Consider the following 23,073-nt stretch of genomic DNA (forward strand, 5'->3'; position numbering starts at 1 on the left):
GGAGCCGCACCGGTCAGCGGGCGCGGATCGGCGGGTCGTCGGCCGTGCCCGGCCTGGTCACCACATGCACCCCGATGGTGGCCGGCTCCGCGGCCGGATCGTAGGGCGTGAAGCGTTCCAGCGAGCCCCAGTCCCGGCCCCAGTCGTGGTCGAGATAGCTGGGCACGGTCTCGGCCTTCAGCAGCAGTTCGGTCCAGCCGAGCGGGCCGCCGCCGATGTCGTCCTGCCAGGCGTTGGAGGCGTCCGAGCCGACCCGATCGGGCAGGATGCGCCAGCGCGGGGCCTCGGCCACGCCGTCGTGGTGATCGAAGGGCCGCTGGCAGGGGAAGGCCAGGCCGACGTGCCAGTCCAGCAGCACCGGATCGGTGGAGCCGACCACCGAGTTCAGCGTCGCCAGCCGCGGCAGCCGCGGCGGGGTGACCGCCAGCCACTGGCGCTGGGTGATGTCGTTGTCGACGGCCACCAGGCGCACGGCGTTCACCTCGCCGGGCAGCCGGTCCAACGGGACGCGCAGCGTGCGCCAGGACGGTGCCGGGCCGATGTCCAGCGGCAGCACCGAACCGAGGACCCGGACGCTGCCGTCGGCCTCGCGCACGCCGTACTCCACCCGCAGCTCCTGGCCGTAGGTCTCCACGCCGTCGGCGTCGACCGACTTGATGCGGCCCGCCGCCGTGATCGCCAGCACCCGGTACGCCGGATCGGCGCGCAGGTCGTCGGCGTTCTGGTCCAGCCGGTACCAGTGCGTGGTGAGCGCGGCTTGCCGCTGCTCGTCCTCCTGGTAGGAGCCGAGCACCGGGGTCCGCGCCGGGTCGAGGCCGAACGGCAGCGCCACACTGCTGCCGTTGATGCCCGCCTCGGCGGTGGTGCCGCCGCCGGTGCCCGCGCCGGTGGTGTTGGTGGTCTTGTTCTCCCCACCGGTGTCGACGGTGTTGGCGCCGCCGCTGGCGGTCTCCTCCGCGTCGGCGGTGAGATCGCGCGCCACCCCGTCGGGGGTGAAGGCCGTCACCTCGCCGGCCAGCCCGTCGGCCGGGGCGGCGTCGTAGGGTTGCAGCAGCGAGTCGGCGGTGTTCGTCTCCACCAGCACCTCGTCGGCCAGCGCGCACGGATTCCCGCGCAGCGACTCGATGTTGGACTTGGCGATCGAGTAGGCCGGATACTGGCCGACCGCGCCCTTGGCCAGCGAGGCGATCTCGAAGAGCACCAGCAGGGCCGCGGCGATGGTCAGCGGCGCGGAGGCGACCCGGTCGAAGCCGTTGCCCGGGCGCGGGCGCCGGTAGGGCTCGCGGTAGTGGAACCACACCGCCACCAGCAGCGCCACCCCGGTGAGCCCGAGGAACAGCGTGGACAGCCCTTTGCCCGCGATCAGCGGCGCCTTGTCCCACCAGGGCACGCCGTAGCTCGAGACGTACCACCAGCCGTTGGAGCCGGTGAAGGTGATGGCCAGCAGGAACAGCACCGCCGCCGCGAACAGCGCGCGGTTGCGCGGCGAGCGGATCGCCGCGGTACCCACCGCCACCGCCGCCAGCGCGGCCAGCGAGCCGGCGAGCCCCGCGTAGACGCCGAAGTGGTGCGTCCACTTGGTCGGGGTGAACATCATCAGCAGCAGCGAGGCGAACACGATGCCGAGGATGCGCACCGAGGGCCCGCGCGAGGTGCCCGGGATGCGGCCCTTGCGCAGCACCTGCAACACCGAGACCAGCAGGCACAACAGCATGAGCAGCACGCCGAAGCGGCGGGCCAGCGAACCGTCCGGTGCCAGCATCAGCAGCGAGTCCCAGCGGGTCCGCTCGTCGAACCAGGCCACGTTGGGGCCGACCAGGGTGCGCACCCGGGTGGCCTCGAGCACCGTGGACAGGGTCTGGTCGGCGAACACCACGATCAGCACCAGCGTGCCCGCCGCGAGCCCCGGCGCGAGCAACGACAGATAGCGGAACACCCCCGCGCCGCGCCCGCCACCGCCGCGCGCCCGCTTGACGATGATCTGCAACACCGGCCGCGAGCCGGCGATGAGCGCGGCCACGCAGATCAGGCCGGTCGGGCCGGCGGCCAGCGAGAAGCCCGCGATCAGCACCGCGATCGCGGCGGGCAGCAGCCGCCCGGTGGCGATCGCGCGTTCGATCGAGCACCAGGTGAGCAGCGCGCCCGCGGCGATCAGCGGTTCCGGGCGCAGGCCGTTGTCGTAGGGCAGCCAGAACGCCAGGAACACCAGGCCCGCGGTCCACAGCGCGACCTTGTTGCGGCGCACCCGCGCCCCGAGCCGGGGCAGCACCTCGCGGCTGATCACCAGCCAGCACAGGATGCCCGCGAGCAGCGTGGGCAGCCGCATCCACGGGCTGGCCGCCGACACCTTCGCCATCCAGGCCAGCACCTCGTAGGACCAGCCGAACGGTGCCTCGGGCACGGCGAACCAGCGGTAGTAGTTGGCCATGTAGCCCGAGCGCTCCGAGGCGCGCGCCATGTTGAGGATGTAGCCGTCGTCGGAGGTGTTGGCGCCGATGATGTGCCACAGCACCAGCGTGCCGAGCACCGCGCCGTCGGCCGGGCCGAAGCGCCACCAGTGCGCGGGCAGGAAGCGGCGGGCGCGGCGGCCGTCGGAGGTGTCCAGCAGGTGCAGTGCCACCAGCGCGATCACCGTGAACACCGCGGCGGCGATCATCACCGCCAGTTTCAGCGGACTCGGCGTGGAGGAGAAGCGGGAGTCGATGTCGGCGTGCACGCGCGCACCGCCGAGCTGCCCGGCGTCGAGATCGGTGAACACGCCGACCATCTGGGGCCTGATGTCGCGAGTCACGCTGTTGCGGAACGGGGTTCCGTCCGCCCGCGACACCCCGACGAACTCCGCGGTGGTGGCCGCGTCGGTGGCCTCGACCCTGATCTCGGCGCACGAGGCGATCTCGGCGACCGGGGCCGAGAGCAGCGGCACGTCGCGTTGCAGGAGCGTGAGGGTGCCGTCGGCGACCGAGACGACCAGGCCCTTGCTGGTGGCCTGGCCGGACGCGACCGGGATGGTGGACAGCAGGGTCGGCGCGCCGGAGTCGAGCACCGAGCAGGGCAGCGAGGCATCCAGGCGCAGCGGCACATACGACACCAGGGGCGCGGTCACGCTCGCGGCATCGGGCTGCGGCCAGTCCAGCGTCGCCCGGTCCTGCCGTACCGGCAGCAGCGGTGACAGCAGCGCCAGCACGAATCCGAGAAGCCCGGAGACGAGGGCGATCAGGCGGTAGCGGGTGAACGCTCGAGTTGTTCGGTCCGGTCGCACGATCAGTCATGCTAGCCACCGCACGGGTGCGGCCCGCGCCACCGAACCGCCCGGCGCGGTCGCCGCCGGTATCAGCGCAGGCCGCGCACGTCCCACACCCGCACATCGGCCACCGGGACCGGCCCGGCGCCCAGCAGCCGGGTCACGGTTTCGGCGAGCACGTCGGCGTTCTTCGTCGCGGGCAGGACGAGCACGTCGGCGCGCCAGTAGCGCAGATCCGCGCGGGCCGCGGCCTGTTCGGCCGCTCCGATCGGCGGCACCGAGCCGGTGTCCTGCGCGCGCACCAGCAGGTCCGTGGTCGGGCGCCGGGGCGGGCCGTAGACCCCCTTCTTGTCGGCGCCGGTCGGGCCGACGAAATAGCCACCGGCCAGCGGGAATACGAAGTCCGCGTCGGACTGCCAGCGCAGCGCCCGCGCGTCGGCGGGCCGGGGCGGTGGCACCAGGACGACCGAGCCGTCGCCGGTGAACGCCCGCACGGTCTGCTCGGTGAAGAACCGCGGTGTCGGTTCCCGTTCGGTGACCGGCAGGACGGTGGGTGTCAACGGCACCAGCGCGGCCGCGACGGCGGCGAACCAGGCCAGCGGCTTCCAGTCGGTCAGCGAGGTCCGCCAGGAGGCCACCGCGCGCTCGGCCACCAACGCCAGCAGTATCGCGATGGCGGGCACCGCCGCCAGTGCCAGCCTGCTCTCCAGCACGGTGTTCAGCAGCGGCACGTGCTCGGCCCAGCGCCAGGGCAGCGCGATGCCGGTGTCGCGCTTGCCCAGCGTCGCGCTCGCGCCCAGCGAGAGCAGCCCGAACACGGCGATCACCGCGGCGGCGGCGCGCACCACCCGGTCCCGCCACAGCAGCGCGACGATCACGCCGACGAGCAGCAGTAGCGGCCAGCCGAAGTAGGCGTTCTGTTCGGTGGGGTTGATCGCCACCGGCTGCCCCGGCGCGAGCAGGCCGCCCAGCGACTCCGACGGGAACTGCACCATCGCCTTGAGATCGTTGCCCATCGGCCCGTGATCGATCGAGCGGTAACTCTGCGGTCCGAAGAACTGCCACCACAGCGGCACCGCCGTGAGCACCAGCGTGATGCCCGCGGCCACCGCGACGGTGGGTGCGATCGCCCGCGCGGCGCGCAGCCCCGCGCGGGGGGCACGCGCGTGGTAGACGACCGCGAACACCGCGAAGGCCAGCGCGAAGATCAACAGCGGTTCCTCGCCCAACGCGATCTGCCCGGCCACCAGCAGGCCGAGCGCGACCGCGGACCGCCAGCGCACGCCGCCGCCCTCGGCCACCGTGACCCGTGCCAGCCGGATCACCAGCCCGGCGATCACCGGCAGCAGCGCGAGCACCACGAAGTTCGGGTGCGCGTTGGCGTGCGAGATCATCCCGGGCGCGAATCCGCAGAACAGCCCGCCCAGCGCGGCCGCGGCCCGGGAACGCACGAGTTCGGCGGCGAAGAGCCGATACCAGGCGTAGGCGGTGGTGGCCAGGCCGAGCGTCAGCACGAGCACGAAGGTCACCGTGGGCCCGAACAGCAGGGTGATCGGCGCCAGCGGCACGCCGACGCCGAACATGGCCGTGTTGGCCATCATGTTCACCCCGGCGGGGAAGTTCTGCAAGGTCGTGCCGAGCGGGTTCTCCAGGTGCGCGAGCGAATGCGCGGTCACCGCGAAGAACCACTCCCACATGGTCTGGTCCTGACCGCTCTTGATCAGGTATCCGCCCGAGGTGTCGCGCCATTGCCCGGACAGCACCGCGGCCGCCAGTGCGAGGTAGATGAGGCCGACCAGCAGATCGCCGCGCTCGGGAACGAGCGCACGCGCGGCGGTCGCGGGTCGCCACGCGTTCCGGATGCGCGGTGGCCGTCCTCGGACGATGGTGGTCGGCTCGGCAGTCTCTCGGGTAGGCGCCACCCCTCGGTGCTCCTTCGTCGGATGTGCCCGGCGGCCGCGGGCGCGCGGTCGGCGCAACGCGGTGTACGGCCTCGCCCGGATCGCGAGGCGGCCTGCCGGGGTTCTCCGGGCAGGCGGAACCGCCGCTTCGGACCAGACTGCCCAGCACCGGCGCGCCGAAACCGGGAAACCGGTGTGATCTGGCTCTCGCTCGTCAGTCCCGGACGGTGACCAGCGTGAACGGGCCGATGTCGGTGCTGGTGAAGGCGGGGTCGTCGAACAGCGCCGCCGGGAAGCTCACCGTGTAGCGGCGGACGTTGGGGTCGTTGGGATAGACGTCCTCGGCCAGTCGCAGCGTGTAGGTCTCGCCGCTGCGCCGGAACAGGAACGCGTCGGGGGCGCGCCAGGGGCTTTCGGCCAGCGCGGCCCGCAGGGCGGCGGGGGAGTCCAGCTCGCTCCACTGCCGGATCAGGGCGGCGCGGCCCGCGAAGTCGGCGAGCGGGTTGGCGTAGTGCGAGGTCAGCGCCTGGAACCCGAAGTAGGGGTAGAAGGCAAGAAAGGTCGTGTCGGCGGTGAGCACGACCGTCTCGTCGCGCGGCCTGCCGGTCTGCTCGCGCAGCGCGGCGTCGATCTCGCGGTAGTAGGAGGCGGCGCCGGGTGGGCGTTTGTCGGCGCGTTCGCCGTCGCCGTCGGTGTCGGTGTAGGCGGTGGTGATCTCCGGTGCGAGCACGTGCGGAATGTCCTGGGCGAAGGCGAGCGCGCCGAGCACCGCGACCACCGCGACCGCGACCCGGAATCGCTCGGGCTCGTTGAACGCCTGGTAGGCCGCCCGCGCCCCCTCGACGAAACCGAACGCGCCCGCGGTCGCCAGCAGTGCCAGCAGCGGTGCTTCCAACCGGAACGACAGCAGCGTCGTCCCCGCCGCCGTCACCAGCATCGACAGCAGCGTCCAGAGGTAGATCGCCAGCACGCCGACGCCGAGCGCCTGGGCGCGCCGCGACGACGAGGCCCGCACCACCAGCCAGATCGTGCCGATCAGGCACAGCGCGCCCAGCAGCGAGAACTCCAGCATCGGCAGCGGCAACTCGGCGCCCGCCCGGGGCAGGTAGTGCAGAGCGGTGCCCGAGCGCGGCGTGGTCGAGCGCAGCATCTCCACGAGCACGGGTGTCCACACCACCGCCGCGATGAGCGCCGCGATCACCGCGATCACGAGCAGCCGAACCAGCGGCGGTAGCGCCGCGCGCCAGACCGGCCCGGTCGCCACGACTGCCGTGCCCCGCCGCGGCCGTCGTGTCTGCTTGGCCGCCCGGACGGCGAGGAAGGCCGCGAGCAGCCCCATCAGCGTCACCGCGAACGCCGCGACGCCCAGGTAGAGGGTGTAGAAGGTGGCCGCCAGACCGAGGAACAGCCCGGTGCCGACCACCGCGCCCCAGCCGCCCGCGCTCGCGGGAACGGCCGAACCGGCCTGCTCGGGCACCGCGGCTCGCTCCGCGGTGGTGGCGGGCGGCTCTGCGACGGCGCTGTCATCGGCGACCAGTCCGTCCGAGACCGGCCGGTGCAGCGCCCCCCAGGCCAGCACCAGCGCGGGCGGCAGCAGCAGCACGATGACGGCGCTGTAGGCCTCGGGCGAGGCGAAGGCGAGCGCGACGGCCGTGCTCGCCGCCGTGACCGCGATGGCCCAGTCGGTCCGGATCAGCCGCGTCCACAGCACCAGCGCCAGCACCGCAGCCACCGCCAGCGAGCCGATCGCGTAGGGCTTGAACGCCTCCCAGCCCGACATCCCCAGCACGTCGGCCACCCGGCCGCCGACCCAGAACCAGCCGGCCGGATAGAACGGCGGGATGTCGGCGTAGGTCATGTCGCGCAGCGCGGGGCTGTCGGTGAGTCGGGTCAGGTACTCGGTACGGAACTCCTGATCGACCGAGACACCGAACAGGTACAGCTTCGTGGCGGCCAGCGGCATGCCGAGCGTCACGGTCACGAAGGCGGCGATACCCGCCCACGACAGCAGTGCCGCGAGGCGCGGGGCGCGGCGCCTGCGCACCAGCACGATCGCCGCGACGAGCAGCGCCGCCGCGACCACCTGGCCGACCGTGGTGAGCGCGCGGGTCACGTGGGAGGAGTTGAACGCGGGCCACTCGACCAGCGAGAAGGCGACCAGGCCCACCGCGGCCACGACAACCGCCACCAGGGCCGCCGCGATCGCCTCGCCGACGCCGCCGCCCACCTGACGCACCAGCGGCCGCAGCCGCCCCCTGTCGCTCGTCGTCATCGGTGCGCCAACCTCCGGCTCCTGATCCGCGTTCCCCTCAGGCATTGCCTCTGCGCAGTGCCTCTGCCCGAGCGGGTTCCGTGGGCGGTCTCGCTCAGGCGAATCGAGCACAGCCTAGTGGAGTACACGGGGTGCCTCGCAGACCCGGGAACGCCGGAGGGCCGCGCACGCCCGTGCACGGCCCTCCGGCGAAAGTCCGGTCGGCTAGATCGGCAGCCTGCGGAAGATCGGCCGCGGGATGTGACGCAGAACCATCATCACGTACCGGAACACGCCCGGCGCCCAGATGAGCTCCTTGCCCTTGTCGGAAGCCGAAACCGCCAGCGCGGCAACCTCTTCCTTGTCCACGGTGAACGGCGCCTCCTTCGCGCCGGTCGCCTTCCAGTGCTCGATGGTGGTGCGGGTGCGCACCTGGCCCGGCCGCACCACCAGCACGCGCGGGCCGAACGGTCGCAGCGCCTCGCCCAGGCCGAGGTAGAACCCGTCCAGCCCGGCCTTGGTCGAGCCGTAGACGAAGTTGGAGCGCCGCACGCGCTCACCGGCCGCCGAGGACATCGCGATGATGCGCCCGTACCCCTGGGCCTGCATCTTCTCGCCGACCAGCACACCCACCGACACCGCGGCGGTGTAGTTGATCTCGGCGATCTGCACGGCCTTGCGCTGGTTCCGCCACAACTCCTCGGCCTCGCCGAGCAGGCCGAACGCCACGATCGCCACGTCGACATCACCGCGCGCCCAGGCCGCGTCGATCACCTTCGGATGGCTGTCGGTGTCGAGCGCGTCGAAATCGATCACCTCGACCTCGCTCGCCCCCGCGGCTTCCATCTGCGCCACCGCGTCCGCGCGCAGCGGGTCGCCGGGCAGCGTCGCCAGGATAACGCGCGCGGGAGCCTTCTTCAGGTACTCCGCGCAGATCGCGAGGCCGATCTCCGAGGTGCCGCCGAGCAGCAGGATGGCCTGCGGGTTGCCTACGGCATTGATCATCGTGCGAACCTCACCGTCACTGGAGTTCCAGCCTCCTCGCCATGTCGGACATGAAAACGCCTGTGGGATCGACCGATCGGCGGACCTTGATCCACTCGTCGATCCGCGGATACATCTTGTGGAAGGTCTCGGCGGTGGTGCGCGAGTCCTTGCCGGTGTAGAGCCTGCCCCCGAATTCCAGCACCCGGCTGTCCAATTCGGTGACGAACTCGTTGAGCCCCGGCTTGATCGGGAAGTCCAGGCAGACGTTCCAGCCCGGCATCGGGAAGCTCAGCGGTGCCTGGTTGCCCTGGCCGAAGTACTTGAACACGTTGAGGAACGAGTAGTGCCCGCTGCGCTGGACGTCGATGAGGATCTGCTTGAACTCCTCGACCGCCTCCGGCGGCACCACGAACTGGTACTGGAGGAAGCCGCGCGAGCCGTAGGCGCGATTCCACTCGCCGAGCATGTCCAGCGGGTGGTAGAACGCGGTCAGGTTCTGCGGCTTGCGCCGGTAGGTGGTGCCCTTGCGGTACCAGACCTCGGTGGCCAGCGCGAAGGTCTGCTTGTTGAGCAGCCCGTTCGGGAACAGGTCGGGGAAGGTCAGGAAGGTCTTGCCGGTGAAGTCGAGCGGGTTCTTGCGCAGCTTCTTGGGCAGCTCGTCGAGCTTGGCCAGCGAGCCGCGCGAGATCACCGCCCGGCCCAGCTTCGGCATCGGGCTCATCGCGTCGAACCAGGCCGAGCTGTAGGTGTAGTTGTCCTCGGAGCCGTCGCTGTGGAAGGCGATGGTCTCGTCCAGCCCGGCCGTCACGTCGCCGTCGGCGATGAAGTACGCCGTCTCGGTCGGCGTCATCTCGATGGTCGCGCGCAGGATGATGCCGGTGAGGCCGCACCCGCCGACCGTGGCCCAGAACAGCTTGGCGTTGCGCTTGGGCGTGATGTGGTGCACGGTGCCGTCGGCGGTGAGCAGCTCCATCGAGCGCACGTGGTTGCCGAAGCTGCCCGCGCTGTGATGGTTCTTGCCGTGGATGTCGGAGCCGATCGCGCCACCCACGGTCACCTGCCTGGTGCCGGGGAGCACGGGCACCCACAGCCCGAACGGCAGCGCCGCCTTCATCAGCTGGTCGAGCGTGACGCCGGCGTCCACGTCGACCAGCCGGGAGTCGGCGTCGATGCGGTGGATGCGGTTGAGCGCGGTCATGTCGACGACCAGGCCGCCCGCGTTCTGGGCGTTGTCGCCGTAGGAGCGGCCGAGGCCCCGCGCGATCACGCCGCGGCGCAGGTGGGCGGGCTTGCCGTCGTTGTCCTCGGCGACCATCGCGACGGCCTTCGCGATCACTTCCGGATCGCTGGTCGAGAGCACTTCGGCGGAGGTGGGTGCGGTGCGACCCCACCCGGTGAGCGACCGGGTCCGCGTGGGCAGCTGGTAGGCCTCGGTACGCCCGGTGGCGCCGTCGGTGCTGCCTGCGGTCTCGTCGACACCGGTCGTCGTGGTGGTGGTCGGAGCTTTCGTGGACATCGGGATAGAGGCTACATGCCCCCGCGCGCGAGGGTTCGCCGTCGGCGTACTCGCCGGTACGCGGTGGGGCACGGCGGCCGCCCGGCGTTAGGCTCGTGGCCGTGCACGCCGAACCCCCACTGCCGCCCACGGCCGAGTTGCCCCTGGTCGACGAACGACTCGCCGACGCGGACGGCGCCGTCGACCTGAAGACGCAGATCATCCGGTTCACCGTGACCGGCGGGTTCTCCGCGATCGTCGACTTCGGGCTGTACGTGTTCCTGCTGAAGGTGGTCGGGCTGCCGGTGCCGGTCGCCAAGTCGATCGGTTTCGTGGCGGGCACCACCACCGCGTACCTGATCAACCGCCGCTGGACCTTCCAGGCGCCGCCGAGCCGCGCCCGGTTCCTGGCGGTGGTGGCGCTCTACGCCACCACCTTCGCGGTCCAGGTGGGCATCAACCAGCTGATGGTGCATCTGCTCGGGGAGGACCCCGTGCCGGTCGCCGTCGCCTTCGTGGTTGCCCAGGGCACGGCGACGGTGATCAACTTCGTCGTGCAGCGGCTGGTCATCTTCAAGATCGACTAGCCACGCGGGGCGAGCTGGCCGATTCAGCGACTGAGCACGGCGGCTGGTTCGACGCCGGACGAGACGACACCGGACGCAGCCTTGACGCCGAAGTAGTCCCCGCCCTTGGCGCGGACGTTGTCGGTACCCCAGTCGCGCTGCTCGCGGTCGGCGGGCACCAGGTGCGGGATGTGCTTGCGGCAGTGGATGTAGGCCTCCTCGACCTCCACCACCACCCAGCGTTCGGCCTGCCTGCCGCGCACCCGCGCCGCGGGCAGGTCGGGCACCGAGCAGCGCAGCGCGTGGTCCTCCACGATGCGCGCCGAGCCGTTGATGTGCAGTCCGATCAGGTCGTGCACGAAATCGATGAGCAGAATCCCGATGTGCGGGTTCTCCGAGATGTTGCCCAGACTCGCCATCACCCCGTTGCCGCGATATTCCGGATAGGCGATCGTGCGGTCGTCGACGACGTGCAGGAAGCCGGGCGGCCCGGCGCGGAAGCTGTTGTCGCACTCCCCGTTCTTGTCGGCGGTGGCGATGAACGCCATGTCCATCCGCCGGACGAATTCGACCATCGCCGGATTGAGCCGGTCGAGCACCTGGTCGCCGTAGAATCGCTCGGCCCGGTCGACGGTGCCGTAGCGCTCCTGGAGTACGTGTTCACCGTCGCTGCCGATCTGGTTGCCGGTCATGTGCGCCCCCTACTGGTCGCCGATATCCGGGCCGCGTGGTGCCGCCTCGAACCACGCGCGAACCCGGCCACGAAGAAAAGCCGAACCGTGATGAAACCGAAATCCGCGTCGATTCTAGTGACGAACAGCGCACACCATCGGCGAATTCGGCCGGTCGATGTCGAATCCGGCCGTCGCGCAGCGACTTCTGATCTGGTCAGGCGGGCAGCAGGGTCACCGGCACGCCGTTGAACACCGCGTTGCCCGATGGGGTGTCGACGATCGAATCATCGGTCAGCACATTGGCGTTCACCCCGGCGTTCGCCCTGGCCACCGACTGGGTGCCCGCGCCGTGGCCCCAGCCGTGCGGCAGGCTGACCACGCCGGGCATGATCGTGTCGGTGGGTTCCAGCGGCACCGTCAGCGTGCCCGCGGCCGATTTCACCACCGCCTGATCGCCGAGCCCGAGCCGGTCCACGTCGGCGGGATTGATCTGCAGTGTGCAGCGGTTGGTGCCGCCGACCAGGGCGGGCACGTTGTGCAGCCAGCTGTTGTTGGAGCGCAGGTGCCTGCGGCCGATCAGCACGAACTCCGGCGCCTGGTCGGCCATCCTGGCGCGCAGCCGGGCGAGATCGTCCAGCAGCGGTTCCGGCGCCAGCTCCACCGCGCCGGACGCGGTGCGCAGCGCGCCGGGCAGCCGCGGGGTGAGCGGGCCGAGGTCGATGCCGTGCGGGTTGTCCAGCAGCACTTGCAGGTTCAGCGTGCCGCCGTTCCATTCGCCGTACGGGCCGAGCCGCAGCATCAGATCGATGCGCTGTTCGGTGCTGTTCGCGCCGATCAACTCGTCGCGGCGCTCGGGGATACCGGCCTTGTGCAACATGCCCGCGATCACCAGCTCGTCGACCGCGGCCACCGGGTCCTGGTCGCCGGTGCCGTGGTGCGGCCGCCCCGTGAGCGCGGCGCCGAGCCGGGCCAGCACGGCCGCTTCGGAGGGCCGGTCGCCCAGCGGAACCAGCGGCCGGGAGTACCGCGCGTAGTTGCGGACCGCGAACTGCAGCAGCGCGAAGTCGTAGTGCGGGGATTGTACGGTGCGCGGCGGCGGCAGGATGACATCGGCGTGCCGGGTGGTCTCGTTGAGGTAGCGGTCCACGCTCACCATGAAGTCCAGCCCGGCCAGGGCCGCGTCGAGGCGGGCGGCGCCGGGCGCGGAGAGCGCCGGATTGCCCGCCACCGTCACCATCGCCCGGATCTGCCCCTCGCCGGGGGTGAGGATCTCGTCGGCCAGGGTGGCCACCGGCAGTTCCCCCATCGCCTCCCCGAGCCCGCGCACCCGGCTGCGCCAGCGTCCGGTGCGGAACGGCTTGCTGCGCACGATGCCGGTCGCCGCGGCGGTGGCGAACATCGCGCCGCCGGGGGAGTCGAGGTTGCCGGTCAGGACGTTGAGCACGTCGACAAGCCACTGGGTGAGGGTCCCGAACTCCGCCGTGCAGGTGCCGATCCTGGCGTACACCGCCGCGGTCGGGGCGGCGGCCAGTTCGCGGGCCAGCCGCACCACGGTCTCGGCGGGCACGCCGGTGTGGGCCGCGACGACCTCGGGGGTGAATTCGGCGGCGGCCGCGCGCACCTCGTCGAGCCCGTTCACGGCCACGCGCACCTCGGTCAGGTTCTCGGCGAACAGCGTGTGCACGAGCCCGAACAGCAGGAAGACATCCGTGCCGGGACGGATGAACAGGTGCTCGTCGGCGCGTTCCGCGGTGCGGGTGGCGCGCGGATCGACCACAACGAACCGTCCGCCGCGCTTGCGCAGCGCGGCGAGCCTGCCCGGGAAATCCGGTGCGGTGCACAGCGATCCGTTCGATTCGAGCGGGTTCGCGCCGAGCATCAACAGGTAGTCGGTGCGGTCCAGATCCGGCACGGGCACGGTGAGGGGGTCGCCGAACATCAGGCCGGCGGCGACCTGCTTGGGCATCTGGTCGGCGGTGCTGGCCGAGAAGAGGTTCTTGGTGCCGAGCGCGCGGATCAGCACCGGCAGGTAGAGCGCACCCGCGACGGTGTGCGCGTTCGGGTTGCCGACGTACATGCCCACGGCCTGGTTGCCGTACTCGGCGGTGATGGCGGGGAAGCGTTCGGCGATGTAGTCGAAGGCCTCGTCCCAGCCCGCCGTACGCCAGGCGCCGGTGGCGCGATCGCGGATCATAGGCTCGGTGACGCGCTCGGGGTCCTCGTCGAGCTTGCCGAGGCTGGCCCCCTTCGGGCAGAGGAAGCCCTTGCTGAAGGGATCGAGCTTGTCACCGCGTACCGAGACCACGTGGTCGGCGGCGTCGAGGGTGATCTCGAGTCCGCACACGGCCTCACAGAGCGGGCAGGTGCGCAGCAGTTTCCGAGCCGAGTCGGTGATCTGGGCCATAGTCCCCATCTTGGCCGCCGGACCGTCCGGAGGGGAAGAGCGTTTGCGACATTTGCTGAAAAATGTCCCATAGCGGACCGGGTGGGGAAACGAGAAACGACCGGCATCCGTGCGGATGCCGGTCGTCGGCAGCGGAGGTAGTGCGGGCCGCCGCTGCCCGTGCAGGCTGGTGACTCAGCAGGCGACGCTGGTGAGCTGGGCGCCGGTGAGCTGCGCGCGCTTGCCGCTGGCGGCCGAGCGCACCGCCGCGGCGATGGCGACCACCGGCGGGACCCAGCGGGCCTCGCGGGGCGCGACGCCCCAGCTGGCCGAACCGGCGGACAGCTTGCTCGGCGGCAGCGGCACGCCCGCGCCGTCGGTGTAGACGATGGCGCCGGCCTCGCGCAGCGCGTCGAGCGCCATGGCGGCCTTGCGCACGCCGGTGACCAGGTGGATCTCACGGCGCTCGGCGCCGGGAACCTCGATCACCGGACCGGTCAGGTTGTTCGCGCGCAGGAAGCGCCGCACCTCACCCGCGAGCTCGCCGCCGATCTCGATGGCGGAGACGTTCTCGTCCGTGATCAGGCACAGCCCGTTGGCCGTTTCGGCGACCGTCCACCCGCGCTGGATGTAGTCCTGCGCCGCGGCGTCCATGTCGGCCGCGGAGACGGAAGTCGGAAACGTGGTGCGCACTGTTTTCTCCATTCCCGGATGCTCTGGGGGTCCTGCGTTCATGGTTCGTATCGAGGGGCGGGGCCCCGGGCGTTACGCGATCTCCGAAAAAATCCCGAACTGTGCAGTACGTCTCATTCGGCGGGGGAGCATACCGCCGCCGTCGGACGACCGCGCCACCCACTCTGGGCTCCGTCGCTGTGGCCGGGCCGTGTGCTTCCTGGGAGGTTCCTGGGGGGTGGTTCGGACGCGGAAATCGGGGCAGTATTCGGCCGAGGCGTGCCGCCGGGCGCGAACGATGCCGAGGAGCGTGAGCCATGGCCGAGGATGCGAACCGCGGGGATTCGACCAGCGCGGATCCGAACGCCGCCGGTAGCGACGCCGCCGAGCCGAACGCCGCCGGCACGGACGCCGCCGCGCGGCGCGGCCCGGCCGAGTACGTGCCCGAGTCGCGCTGGCTCGCCTGGAAAGCCGCGGCGCTGCGCAGGCTGGCGGGCGGCGTCCGGGACGAGGAGCCCGCCGAACCCTTCCGCAGCGGGCGCGATTTCCGGCGCTGGAGCGCCGATGCCGCCGCCGCGCTGCTCGATGTCCAATTCCACCGGCAGGCCACCAGGACGTTGCTGCCGCTCGCCTACATCCTCGGGCTGATCTTCGCCTGCGCCGTGCCGATCGCGCTGACGGTGCTGCTGTGGCAGGTCTCGATCGTGCTCGGCGTGCTGGCCGCGCTGGTCGCGATCCCGTTGGGGCTCACCATCGCCGCGGCCGTGCGGCTGATGCTGGAGTTCCTGGTCAACGCTTCGCGCCTGGCGACGCGGGTGGAGCACATCAGCGATCTGGCCGACGATCTGTTCCAGGCGCTCTCCGATGTCGCCGAGCCGGTCAACCAGCTCTCCGAAGATGTTCGCGCGGTGCAGTTCTGGCGCTTCCGTGGCCGGAATCCGCGGAAATAGCTCGACATTAGCTATCGCGGGGTGCGCGGGGGTGTGCCGTCCGTTCGTGTTGCGAACTGCCAGAACTGTTGTGAAACAATGCCGTTCGGGTGCGCCGGGACCGTGGGCGGAAACCCGAGGCAGCGCAAGGGGGAAGTATGGCTTTACCGCAGGTCACCACCGGATCGACCATGCCGCGCAGACGACTCGGCAGGCATCTGCGTGACCTGCGCACGCGCGCCAAGATGACCACCCGCGCCGCCGCCCGCCACCTGGAGTGGTCGGAGGCCAAGATCTGGCGGATCGAGACCGGCCAGACCTCGCTGCGCAGCCTCGACGTGGAGGCCATGTGCAAGATCTACGGCGCCCCCGACGAGGTGGTCGCGCCGCTGGCGGCCCTGGCCAAGGAGACCAAGGCCCGCGGGTGGTGGACCGCCTACAGCGACGTCATCGGCGAGGGCTTCGACATCTACATCGGTCTGGAGGAGGCCGCCCGCCAGCTCGCCGGCTACGAGAACGAGCTGGTCCCCGGGCTGTTGCAGACCGAGGCGTACGCGCGTGCCCTGCTCGGCGCCGCCCATCCGGACGCCACGGCCACCGAGATCGACCGCCGGGTCGCCCTGCGCACCCGCAGGCAGGCGCTGCTGACCCGGCCCGGTGCGCCGCTGCGGCTGGATGTGGTGGTCGCCGAGGCGGTGCTGCACAAGCGGATCGGTGGCCGCGCGGTCGCGGCCGAGCAACTGGCGCACCTGCGGCGCATGTGCGAACTGCCGACGGTGCGGCTGCGGGTGGTGCCCGCGGCGTCGGACTATCACGCGGGCATGGCGACGAGCCGATTCGCGATTCTCGAGTTCCCGCTCGGTGACGTGGCGCAGCCCGAGCCGCCGGTGGTCTACGTCGAGGCCTTCACCGGGCCGGTCTACCTGGACAAGGACGCCGAGATCGAGCGGTATCGCCGGGCGTTCGCGAGCATCGCCGCCGTCGCGGTGGACGCGCGCGCCCCGCTCGACGAGGCCGTGGCGGTATTGAACCGCCGGTCCTGACCCCGCGCCGGGCGGTCACCCCGCGCCGGGCGGTCAGTGCCAGGTGTCGGCCAGCACCGTGCGGTGGGTGGGCATGGCCGCCTCGTAGACCGCGCGGCCCTTGTCCGTCATCCGGACGAAGATCGCGCGCCGGTCTTCCTCGCACATGCTGCGTTCGACCAGGCCGTCGCGTTCGAGCCGGGCCACCGCCCGTGAGAGCGCGCTCTGGCTCAGGTGGATGTCGCCGGCCAGATCGCTCATCCGGTACTTGCCGCAGGCGGCGTCGACGAGCCGGTCGAGCGTCTCGAATTCGCTGAGCCCGATGCCGTGCTCGTTCTGCAGCGCCTTCTCCAGCGCGCAGCTCACCGCGGCGTGCCGATCCAGCAGGTCACGCCACTGGCCGACCAGTGCCGACGACGCGCTCGGGCGTCGTGCGGTGTCCACGGTCGACTTCGACATGCCGTCATCCTAGTCCCGGCCGTTACTCCATGCAACGGCATTTTATGTGTTGGCATTTAATGCACACGCATGTAATGTCCCCGGCATGACTTCTCCGGCAACACTCTCGGCCGCCGCCGCACCGGCGCTCGACCCCACGAAGTGGCCCGTCCGGCTGTGGGGGATGTTGATCACGCTGTGCGTCGTGCTGTTCCTCGACGGGCTCGACGTCTCGATGATCGGCGTCGCCCTGCCCTCGATCGGCGCCGAACTCGACATGTCGACCTCGACCCTGCAGTGGCTGGTCAGCGGCTACGTGCTCGGCTACGGCGGCCTGCTGCTGCTCGGCGGGCGCACCGCCGACCTGCTCGGGCGGCGCAAGGTCTTCCTCATCGCGCTGGCCGTCTTCGCCCTCGCCTCGCTGGCGGGCGGCCTGGTCAGCTCCGGACCGTTGCTGATCCTGACCCGCTTCGTGAAGGGCCTGGCCGCCGCGTTCACCGCGCCGACCGGTCTGTCGATCATCACCACCACCTTCGCCGAGGGTCCGGCCCGCAACAAGGCGCTGTCGATCTACACCGTGTTCGGCGCGGGCGGCTACTCCTCGGGCCTGCTCTTCGGCGGGCTGATGACCGGCATGGGCTGGCGCTGGACCTTCCTGCTGCCGGTGCCGATCGCCCTGGCCGCGCTGGCGGCGGCCTGGGTGCTGGTGCCCAAGGACGAGCCCGCCGAGGAAGGCGGACACGATCTGCTCGGCGCGGCGCTGTCCACCGCGGCCATGCTGCTGCTGGTCTACACCGTGGTCACCGCCCCCGAAGTGGGCTGGAACTCGGCCCGCACGGTCGGTTCGTTCGCCGCGGTCGCGGTGCTGTTCGCGGCCTTCCTCGCGGTGGAACGGCGGGTCGCGCATCCGCTGGTGCGGCTGGGCATCCTGCGCAAGACCACCCTGGTGCGCGCGTCGCTGGCGATCGTCGCGGTGGCCGGTTCCTACTTCAGCTGGCAGTTCATCGTCACGCTGTACCTGCAGGACACCCTGGGGTGGTCGCCGCTGCGGCTGGCGCTGGCGCTGCTGCCGGTCGGCCTGCTGGTCGCCCTTTCGGCGGTGTTCTCCGACAAGCTGGTCGACCGCTTCGGCACCGGACCCATCATCGGCGTCACCATGACCGTGATGGCCGTCGGTTACCTGCTGTTCCTGCGGCTGGACACGCACCCGTCCTACTTGACGATGATCCTGCCCGCCGTGTTGCTGATCGGCATCGGCTGGATCGGCTTCCCGGCCATCAACATCCAGGCCACCAGCGGTATCGATGACGACGAGCAGGGCCTGGCCGCGGGCGTGCTCCAGACCGCGATGCAGGTCGGCGGCGCGGTGATGCTGGCGGTGACCACCGCCGTCATCTCCTCCGGCGGCCACGGCTCCGGCGAGCCGCAGCAGATGCTCGATGCCTACCGGCCCGGCTTGACCTTCGCCGCGGGCATCGCGGTGGTCGGTGCACTGGTCGCGCTGTCGGCCTTCGCGCCCGCGCTGCGCAGGCGCCGGGCGGCCGAGCCCGAGGTCGAACTCGTCGGCTGACGACGACGGCCTCCCGCCAGAGCGTCCCGTCCGGCCACCACCCGGACGGGGCGTTCGCCCGTCTCAGGAGAAGGGCGGGGCGGCAGTGTCTTTCGGTGAACGCAGGTAGGTCAGCGGCCTGCCGTCGCGGCCGGTGCGCGGCCACTCGATGGCCAGGGTCGGATCGAAGGCGTCGATCTCGCCGTCCAGCTCCGGGGTGTACTCGAGCGAACACAGATAGGTGACGGTGGAGTCGTCCTCCAGCGACAGGATGGCGTGGCCGAGGCCCTCGGACACGAACACCGAGCGGCGGTCCACGTCGTCGAGCAGCACGCTGTCCCAGCGGCCGTAGGTGGGTGAGCCGCGGCGCAGGTCGACCACCACATCCAGGAAGGCGCCGCGCACGCAGGTCACATACTTGGCCTGACCGGGCGGGTTCTCGGTGTAGTGGATGCCGCGCAGCACCCCGGCCGCCGACACCGAGCAGTTCACCTGCCGCAGGTCCATCGGCCGGCCGGTGGCCTTCTCGAACTCCGAGGCCTTGAACGCCTCGGCGAAGCTGCCCCGCTCGTCGTGGAACACGCGCGGGGTGACCACCCACGCCCCCGGAATCGAGAGCTCCCGGATCTCCATCTCACCAATCCCGTCCGCGTTCGAGCAGGTCGAGCAGATAGCTGCCGTAACCGGACCGGACCAGCGGTTCGGCCACCGCCCGCAAACCCTCGTCGTCGATGAAACCCATCCGCCAGGCGACCTCCTCGGGCACGCCGATCTTCAGGCCTTGGCGCTCCTCGATGGTGCGCACGTAGTTGGCGGCGTCGAGCAGCGAATCGAAGGTGCCGGTGTCCAGCCAGGCGGTGCCGCGGGCCAGCACCTCGACCTGCAACCTGCCCTGCTCGAGATAGGCCCGGTTGATGTCGGTGATCTCGTACTCGCCGCGTGCCGACGGCCGCAGCCCACGCGCGATCTCCACCACGTCGTTGTCGTAGAAGTACAGGCCGGGGATCGCGTAGTTCGACCGCGGCACCTTCGGCTTCTCCTCGATGGAAATCGCTTTGCCCTCGGCGAATTCGACCACGCCGTAGGCGGTGGGATCGGAGACCCAGTAGGCGAACACCGCACCGCCGGAGATGCCGTCGAAGCGCTCCAGGCTGGTGCCGAGACCGGGGCCGTGGAAGATGTTGTCGCCCAGCACCAGAGCCGCGCAGTCGGAGCCGATGTGGTCGGCGCCGAGCACGAAGGCGCGGGCCAGGCCGTCCGGCTCCGGTTGCACCACGTAACTGATCGCGATACCGAACTGGCTGCCGTCGCCGAGCAGCCGCCGGAAGGCCTGCGCGTCCTCGGGGGTGGTGATCACCAGGACGTCCCTGATGCCGGCCAGCATCAGGGTGGACAGCGGGTAGTAGATCATCGGTTTGTCGTAGACCGGGACCAGCTGCTTGCTCACCCCGCGCGTGATCGGGTGCAGCCGCGAACCGGTGCCGCCCGCCAAGATGATTCCGCGCATGCCCTGGAGTCTGCCAGCTGGGGGCCGGGCCGGCGTCGGGGAGGTTCCGAGTAGCGCACGTTTTCGTCACGGAGGTTTCGCACGTCGGCGTGGCGGGCGATAAGTGTTGCGTAGATCACTTCTGCGTGGTCTTCTGAAATGTAAGTGTGTGAGATGTCGACGCCGACACTCGCTCGTGCGGCACCGCGCGGTGCGGCCGGGTCGCTGCGGCGGCGCGGCGGCGAGGCGGTGCGCGATGGTGGTACTCAATCCGGAAGGGCCGAGCGCGCAGGCGCGGCTGCTGACGGCGGCCTGCCGCGGGGTGGTGCGCCCCGTGTTGCGGGCCGCGCCGATCACGCGCGCGACCATCCCGGTCGGCGCGCTCGCCATCGACGGCCTGGCCCGGCTGCGCCCGCACCCGCGCGGCATCGAGCGCGAGCAGGTCACCATGCCCGGCTTCGCCATGGAGATCATCCGACCCGCCGGTGCGGCGCGCGCGATGCGGCACGGCGCGCTGCTCTACCTGCACGGCGGCGGCTTCGCGGTGTGCGGCCTGGAAACGCACCGGCCGGTGGCGGCCAGCCTGGCACGGCGCACCGGGCTGCCGGTGGTCAACGTGGCCTACCGGCAGCTGCCCGTGCGCAGCATCACCGAGTCGATCGACGACTGCCTGGCCGCCTACCGCTGGCTGCTGCGCCACGGTGCCGAGCCGGACCGGATCGTGTTCGCGGGGGACTCGGCGGGCGGCTACCTCACCTTCGCCACCGCGCTGCGGGCCCTGGAATGCGGGCTGCCCGCCCCGGCGGGCCTGGTCGGACTGAGTCCGCTGCTGGATCTCGACTACGCGGCCAAGCGCGACTACGTCAATGTCGCGCGCGATCCGTACATCCCACTGTCCGCCCTGGCGGCGGTGGTGCGGCTGGGCGCCGAGCGCGAGGGCAGGCTCGATCCCCTGCTCTCGCCGGTGAACGGCGCGCTGGCGCACCTACCGCCGGTGTTGCTGGTCGCGGCCGAGGACGAAGTGCTGCGCTTCGACGCCGAGCTGATGGCGGCGCGCCTCGACGCGGCCGGGGTGCCGAATTCGGTGGAGTTGTGGCGCGGCCAGGTGCACGCGTTCATGAGCATCGCCCCCGGCCTGCCGGAGAGCCGGGCCGCACTCGGCCGGGTCGCACGTTTCGTCCGCGGGCGGCTGGCGGATTCCCAGCGGGCTCGGACGGCCTGATCCGCTCGGTCGGACGAGTCGAGGAACCTCGTCCCGGGACGCCGGGACGAGGTTCGCTCTTTTTCCGGGGTGTGTGCCGGGAATGTCCCTTTCGGGGCGATTTCTGCCCGCCCTACCCGCCCGGCGTTTTCCAGGGCGAAATTCGCGATCATTTCCGCCGGGAAATTGTTCCGGCCGGAATGGTCCCGAAACGGACGAAAACCCCGCCCGGAGCGGGCGGGGTCGTCGGAAAATGTGCCGGAGATTACTTGGCCGGGGGCACGAACGGCTGGTTGATGGTGGTGAAGTACTGGATCGCGGCGCCGATCGCGACGGGCGCGGTCACCAGGATCTGGCCGGCCAGGGTGCCCAGCGCGCCGACGGCGAGGATGCCGCCGAGGCAGCCGATGGCCGCGGCCGGGATGAACGGACCGAACAGGCCGACGATGGTCGCCGAGGCCACGGTCGCACCCGCGATGCCGCCGAGCACGCAGCCCACGGCCGCGCCGCCCAGGCCGCCGACCAGGGTGCCGATGGTGGCGCCCATGCCGATGGTGTCCTTCAGGCGGTTGAAAGCGGCCAGCTCACGGTCGTATTCGCTCTTCCAGGGCGCCTTGTCCTCGAACGGCAGGGCGACCGGCTTGTAGACCGCCTTGTCGACGTCGAGCTGCGGGGTCAGGGTGGCGGTGCGGTCGCTGATCTCGGCGGCGATCGGGAACTCGAACTCGTCCACGCGGAAGGTCAGCGGCGCGCCCGCGACGGTGGTGCCGTCGGCGGCCTTGATCTTGAGCGCGTTGTCCTCGACCACCAGCGAGCCGGAGTCGATCGAGATGATGGATTGGGTGTCGGTCGACTGCGCGGTGAAATTGATGGCACCGCTCTCGGCCGGCGCGGCGGGCGCCGCGTTGACGGTGCCGGCGGTGACGCCGAGCGCGGCGATCAGCAGCGCCGACGTGGCGGCGAATTTCCTCATCAGCATTTCTGGGGTTCCTCGATGTGAAGCGTTCGGAGGGGACCCGTTGATCGAAATGGAGGTCAGCTAACGCGCGGTGAACCGACTGTGACCGTTGATTCAAATTCCGTTCACCAAGTCGACCGCCGGGTCTGTGCGTTTTCGGAAAAGGACACGCCGAGCTGGCTTTTCGCCGTAAAAACGGACCGCGGGGCTTATTTTCGTCAAACCATCTGAGACGAAGGTCACACCGTTCGGCGGCTGCCGTGGAGCTGGCCGGGTCTGCCGACGTAAGGTTCGGACGTGCGATTGCTCGTTACCGGCGGAGCCGGATTCATCGGTGCGAATTTCGTCCAGCAGACCGTCGCCGAGCGGCCCGACGCCACCGTCACCGTGCTCGACGCGCTGACCTACGCGGGCAACCGAGCCTCGCTCGCCCCGGTGGCCGACCGGATCGACTTCGTGCACGGCGATATCGCCGACCTCGACCTGGTCGACGAACTGGTGAGCGGTGTCGACGCCGTCGTGCACTTCGCCGCCGAATCGCACAACGACAACTCCCTCGCCGAGCCGTGGCCGTTCGTGCAGACCAACATCGTCGGCACCTACTCGCTGTTGCAGGCCGTGCGCAGGCACGACGTGCGCTACCACCACGTCTCCACCGACGAGGTCTACGGCGATCTGACCGCCGAGCAGCCGCCGTTCACCGAGACCACGGCCTACAACCCGTCCAGCCCGTACTCGGCGACCAAGGCCTCGAGCGATCTGCTGGTGCGCGCCTGGACCCGCTCGTTCGGGGTCCGCGCGACGATCTCCAACTGCAGCAACAACTACGGCCCGTACCAGCACGTGGAGAAGTTCATCCCGCGCCAGATCACCAACCTGATCGACGGTGTGCGGCCCCGCCTGTACGGCGCCGGGCACCAGATCCGGGACTGGATCCACGTGCACGATCACAATCGCGCGGTCTGGGACATCCTCGAGCGCGGCCGGATCGGGCAGACCTATCTGATCGGCGCGAACGGGGAATTGGACAACAAGTCCGTCGTGCGGATGCTGCTCGAGGCGTTCGGCCGCGATCCCGACGACTTCGATCACGTCACCGATCGGCCCGGCCACGACCAGCGCTACGCGATCGACGCCACGCTGCTGCGCACCGAACTCGGCTGGACTCCGCGCTACGCCGACTTCCGCGCCGGGCTGGCCGCCACCATCGACTGGTACCGCGCCAACGAATCCTGGTGGCGCCCGATGAAAGCCGCGACCGAGCGGGCTTACGCCGCCGCGGGGGAGCAGACCCTCACCCGGGTGCCGGGCACGGACTGA

18 protein-coding genes are annotated in these 23,073 nt (G+C 70.8%); 6 read left to right on the top strand and 12 right to left on the bottom strand.

Going from position 1 to position 23,073, the window contains the following annotated elements; genetic code table 11:
* Positions 1-13: 13 nt before the first annotated feature.
* The 5 genes from CRM89_RS22925 to CRM89_RS22945 all read right to left on the bottom strand — a co-directional run bounded on the left by CRM89_RS22925 (position 14) and on the right by CRM89_RS22945 (position 9,896).
* A complete protein-coding gene (locus tag CRM89_RS22925) occupies positions 14-3,259 on the bottom strand; it encodes an arabinosyltransferase domain-containing protein (protein WP_098086173.1) in 3,246 nt (1,081 codons plus the stop codon).
* A gap of 71 nt (positions 3,260-3,330) precedes the next feature.
* A complete protein-coding gene (locus tag CRM89_RS22930; protein WP_098086176.1) occupies positions 3,331-5,163 on the bottom strand; it encodes a glycosyl transferase in 1,833 nt (610 codons plus the stop codon).
* A 193-nt stretch (positions 5,164-5,356) separates the two neighbouring features.
* Positions 5,357-7,414 (bottom strand): arabinofuranosyltransferase, encoded by a 2,058-nt coding sequence (locus CRM89_RS22935; RefSeq protein ID WP_050767927.1) that lies wholly within the window; start codon positions 7,412-7,414, stop codon positions 5,357-5,359.
* 204 nt (positions 7,415-7,618) lie between these two features.
* Entirely contained in the window at positions 7,619-8,398 is a 780-nt protein-coding gene (locus tag CRM89_RS22940) for a decaprenylphospho-beta-D-erythro-pentofuranosid-2-ulose 2-reductase (RefSeq protein ID WP_011206725.1), read from the bottom strand.
* 16 nt (positions 8,399-8,414) lie between these two features.
* A complete protein-coding gene (locus CRM89_RS22945; RefSeq protein WP_011206726.1) occupies positions 8,415-9,896 on the bottom strand; it encodes an FAD-binding oxidoreductase in 1,482 nt (493 codons plus the stop codon).
* 101 nt (positions 9,897-9,997) lie between these two features.
* Here CRM89_RS22945 and CRM89_RS22950 point away from each other — a divergent pair, with 101 nt between their 5' ends.
* The gene (locus CRM89_RS22950) at positions 9,998-10,462 is read left to right on the top strand and encodes a GtrA family protein (protein ID WP_011206727.1); all 465 of its coding nucleotides are present in this window, start codon (positions 9,998-10,000) and stop codon (positions 10,460-10,462) included.
* 23 nt (positions 10,463-10,485) lie between these two features.
* On the opposite strand, the gene CRM89_RS22955 is transcribed toward CRM89_RS22950, so the two are convergent.
* The 3 genes from CRM89_RS22955 to CRM89_RS22965 all read right to left on the bottom strand — a co-directional run bounded on the left by CRM89_RS22955 (position 10,486) and on the right by CRM89_RS22965 (position 14,203).
* Positions 10,486-11,133 carry a pyridoxamine 5'-phosphate oxidase family protein gene (locus CRM89_RS22955; protein ID WP_098086179.1) on the bottom strand — a complete coding sequence of 216 codons (648 nt, stop codon included), beginning with the start codon at positions 11,131-11,133 and terminating at the stop codon, positions 10,486-10,488.
* A gap of 196 nt (positions 11,134-11,329) precedes the next feature.
* Complete coding sequence (locus CRM89_RS22960; protein ID WP_098086182.1) at positions 11,330-13,528, bottom strand: molybdopterin oxidoreductase family protein; 2,199 nt, start codon at positions 13,526-13,528, stop codon at positions 11,330-11,332.
* A 165-nt stretch (positions 13,529-13,693) separates the two neighbouring features.
* Positions 13,694-14,203, bottom strand: coding sequence for a hypothetical protein (locus CRM89_RS22965; RefSeq protein ID WP_170916141.1), 510 nt, complete (start codon positions 14,201-14,203; stop codon positions 13,694-13,696).
* 284 nt (positions 14,204-14,487) lie between these two features.
* Here CRM89_RS22965 and CRM89_RS22970 point away from each other — a divergent pair, with 284 nt between their 5' ends.
* The gene (locus CRM89_RS22970) at positions 14,488-15,120 is read left to right on the top strand and encodes a DUF4282 domain-containing protein (RefSeq protein ID WP_098086184.1); all 633 of its coding nucleotides are present in this window, start codon (positions 14,488-14,490) and stop codon (positions 15,118-15,120) included.
* 137 nt (positions 15,121-15,257) lie between these two features.
* Complete coding sequence (locus tag CRM89_RS22975) at positions 15,258-16,142, top strand: helix-turn-helix transcriptional regulator (RefSeq protein ID WP_011206732.1); 885 nt, start codon at positions 15,258-15,260, stop codon at positions 16,140-16,142.
* 33 nt (positions 16,143-16,175) lie between these two features.
* Here the strand turns inward: CRM89_RS22975 and CRM89_RS22980 are convergent, their stop codons facing one another.
* On the bottom strand, positions 16,176-16,580 hold the full coding sequence (locus CRM89_RS22980) for a MarR family winged helix-turn-helix transcriptional regulator (protein WP_011206733.1): 405 nt from the start codon (positions 16,578-16,580) through the stop codon (positions 16,176-16,178).
* Between the two features lie 85 nt (positions 16,581-16,665).
* On the opposite strand from CRM89_RS22980, the gene CRM89_RS22985 reads away from it, so the two are divergent.
* Positions 16,666-18,129 carry an MFS transporter gene (locus tag CRM89_RS22985; protein ID WP_011206734.1) on the top strand — a complete coding sequence of 488 codons (1,464 nt, stop codon included), beginning with the start codon at positions 16,666-16,668 and terminating at the stop codon, positions 18,127-18,129.
* 63 nt (positions 18,130-18,192) lie between these two features.
* On the opposite strand, the gene CRM89_RS22990 is transcribed toward CRM89_RS22985, so the two are convergent.
* Positions 18,193-18,741 (bottom strand): dTDP-4-dehydrorhamnose 3,5-epimerase family protein, encoded by a 549-nt coding sequence (locus CRM89_RS22990; RefSeq protein ID WP_011206735.1) that lies wholly within the window; start codon positions 18,739-18,741, stop codon positions 18,193-18,195.
* Position 18,742: 1 nt separating this feature from the next.
* The gene (gene rfbA / locus CRM89_RS22995; RefSeq protein ID WP_011206736.1) at positions 18,743-19,615 is read right to left on the bottom strand and encodes a glucose-1-phosphate thymidylyltransferase RfbA; all 873 of its coding nucleotides are present in this window, start codon (positions 19,613-19,615) and stop codon (positions 18,743-18,745) included.
* Positions 19,616-19,850: 235 nt separating this feature from the next.
* Here rfbA and CRM89_RS23000 point away from each other — a divergent pair, with 235 nt between their 5' ends.
* Entirely contained in the window at positions 19,851-20,816 is a 966-nt protein-coding gene (locus tag CRM89_RS23000; protein WP_041560559.1) for an alpha/beta hydrolase, read from the top strand.
* A 244-nt stretch (positions 20,817-21,060) separates the two neighbouring features.
* Here the strand turns inward: CRM89_RS23000 and CRM89_RS23005 are convergent, their stop codons facing one another.
* Positions 21,061-21,774 carry a hypothetical protein gene (locus CRM89_RS23005; RefSeq protein ID WP_011206738.1) on the bottom strand — a complete coding sequence of 238 codons (714 nt, stop codon included), beginning with the start codon at positions 21,772-21,774 and terminating at the stop codon, positions 21,061-21,063.
* Between the two features lie 276 nt (positions 21,775-22,050).
* On the opposite strand from CRM89_RS23005, the gene rfbB reads away from it, so the two are divergent.
* Positions 22,051-23,073 carry a dTDP-glucose 4,6-dehydratase gene (rfbB, locus tag CRM89_RS23010; RefSeq protein WP_060593837.1) on the top strand — a complete coding sequence of 341 codons (1,023 nt, stop codon included), beginning with the start codon at positions 22,051-22,053 and terminating at the stop codon, positions 23,071-23,073.

It is taken from the genome of Nocardia sp. FDAARGOS_372, assembly GCF_002554515.1.
Classification (GTDB): domain Bacteria; phylum Actinomycetota; class Actinomycetes; order Mycobacteriales; family Mycobacteriaceae; genus Nocardia; species Nocardia farcinica.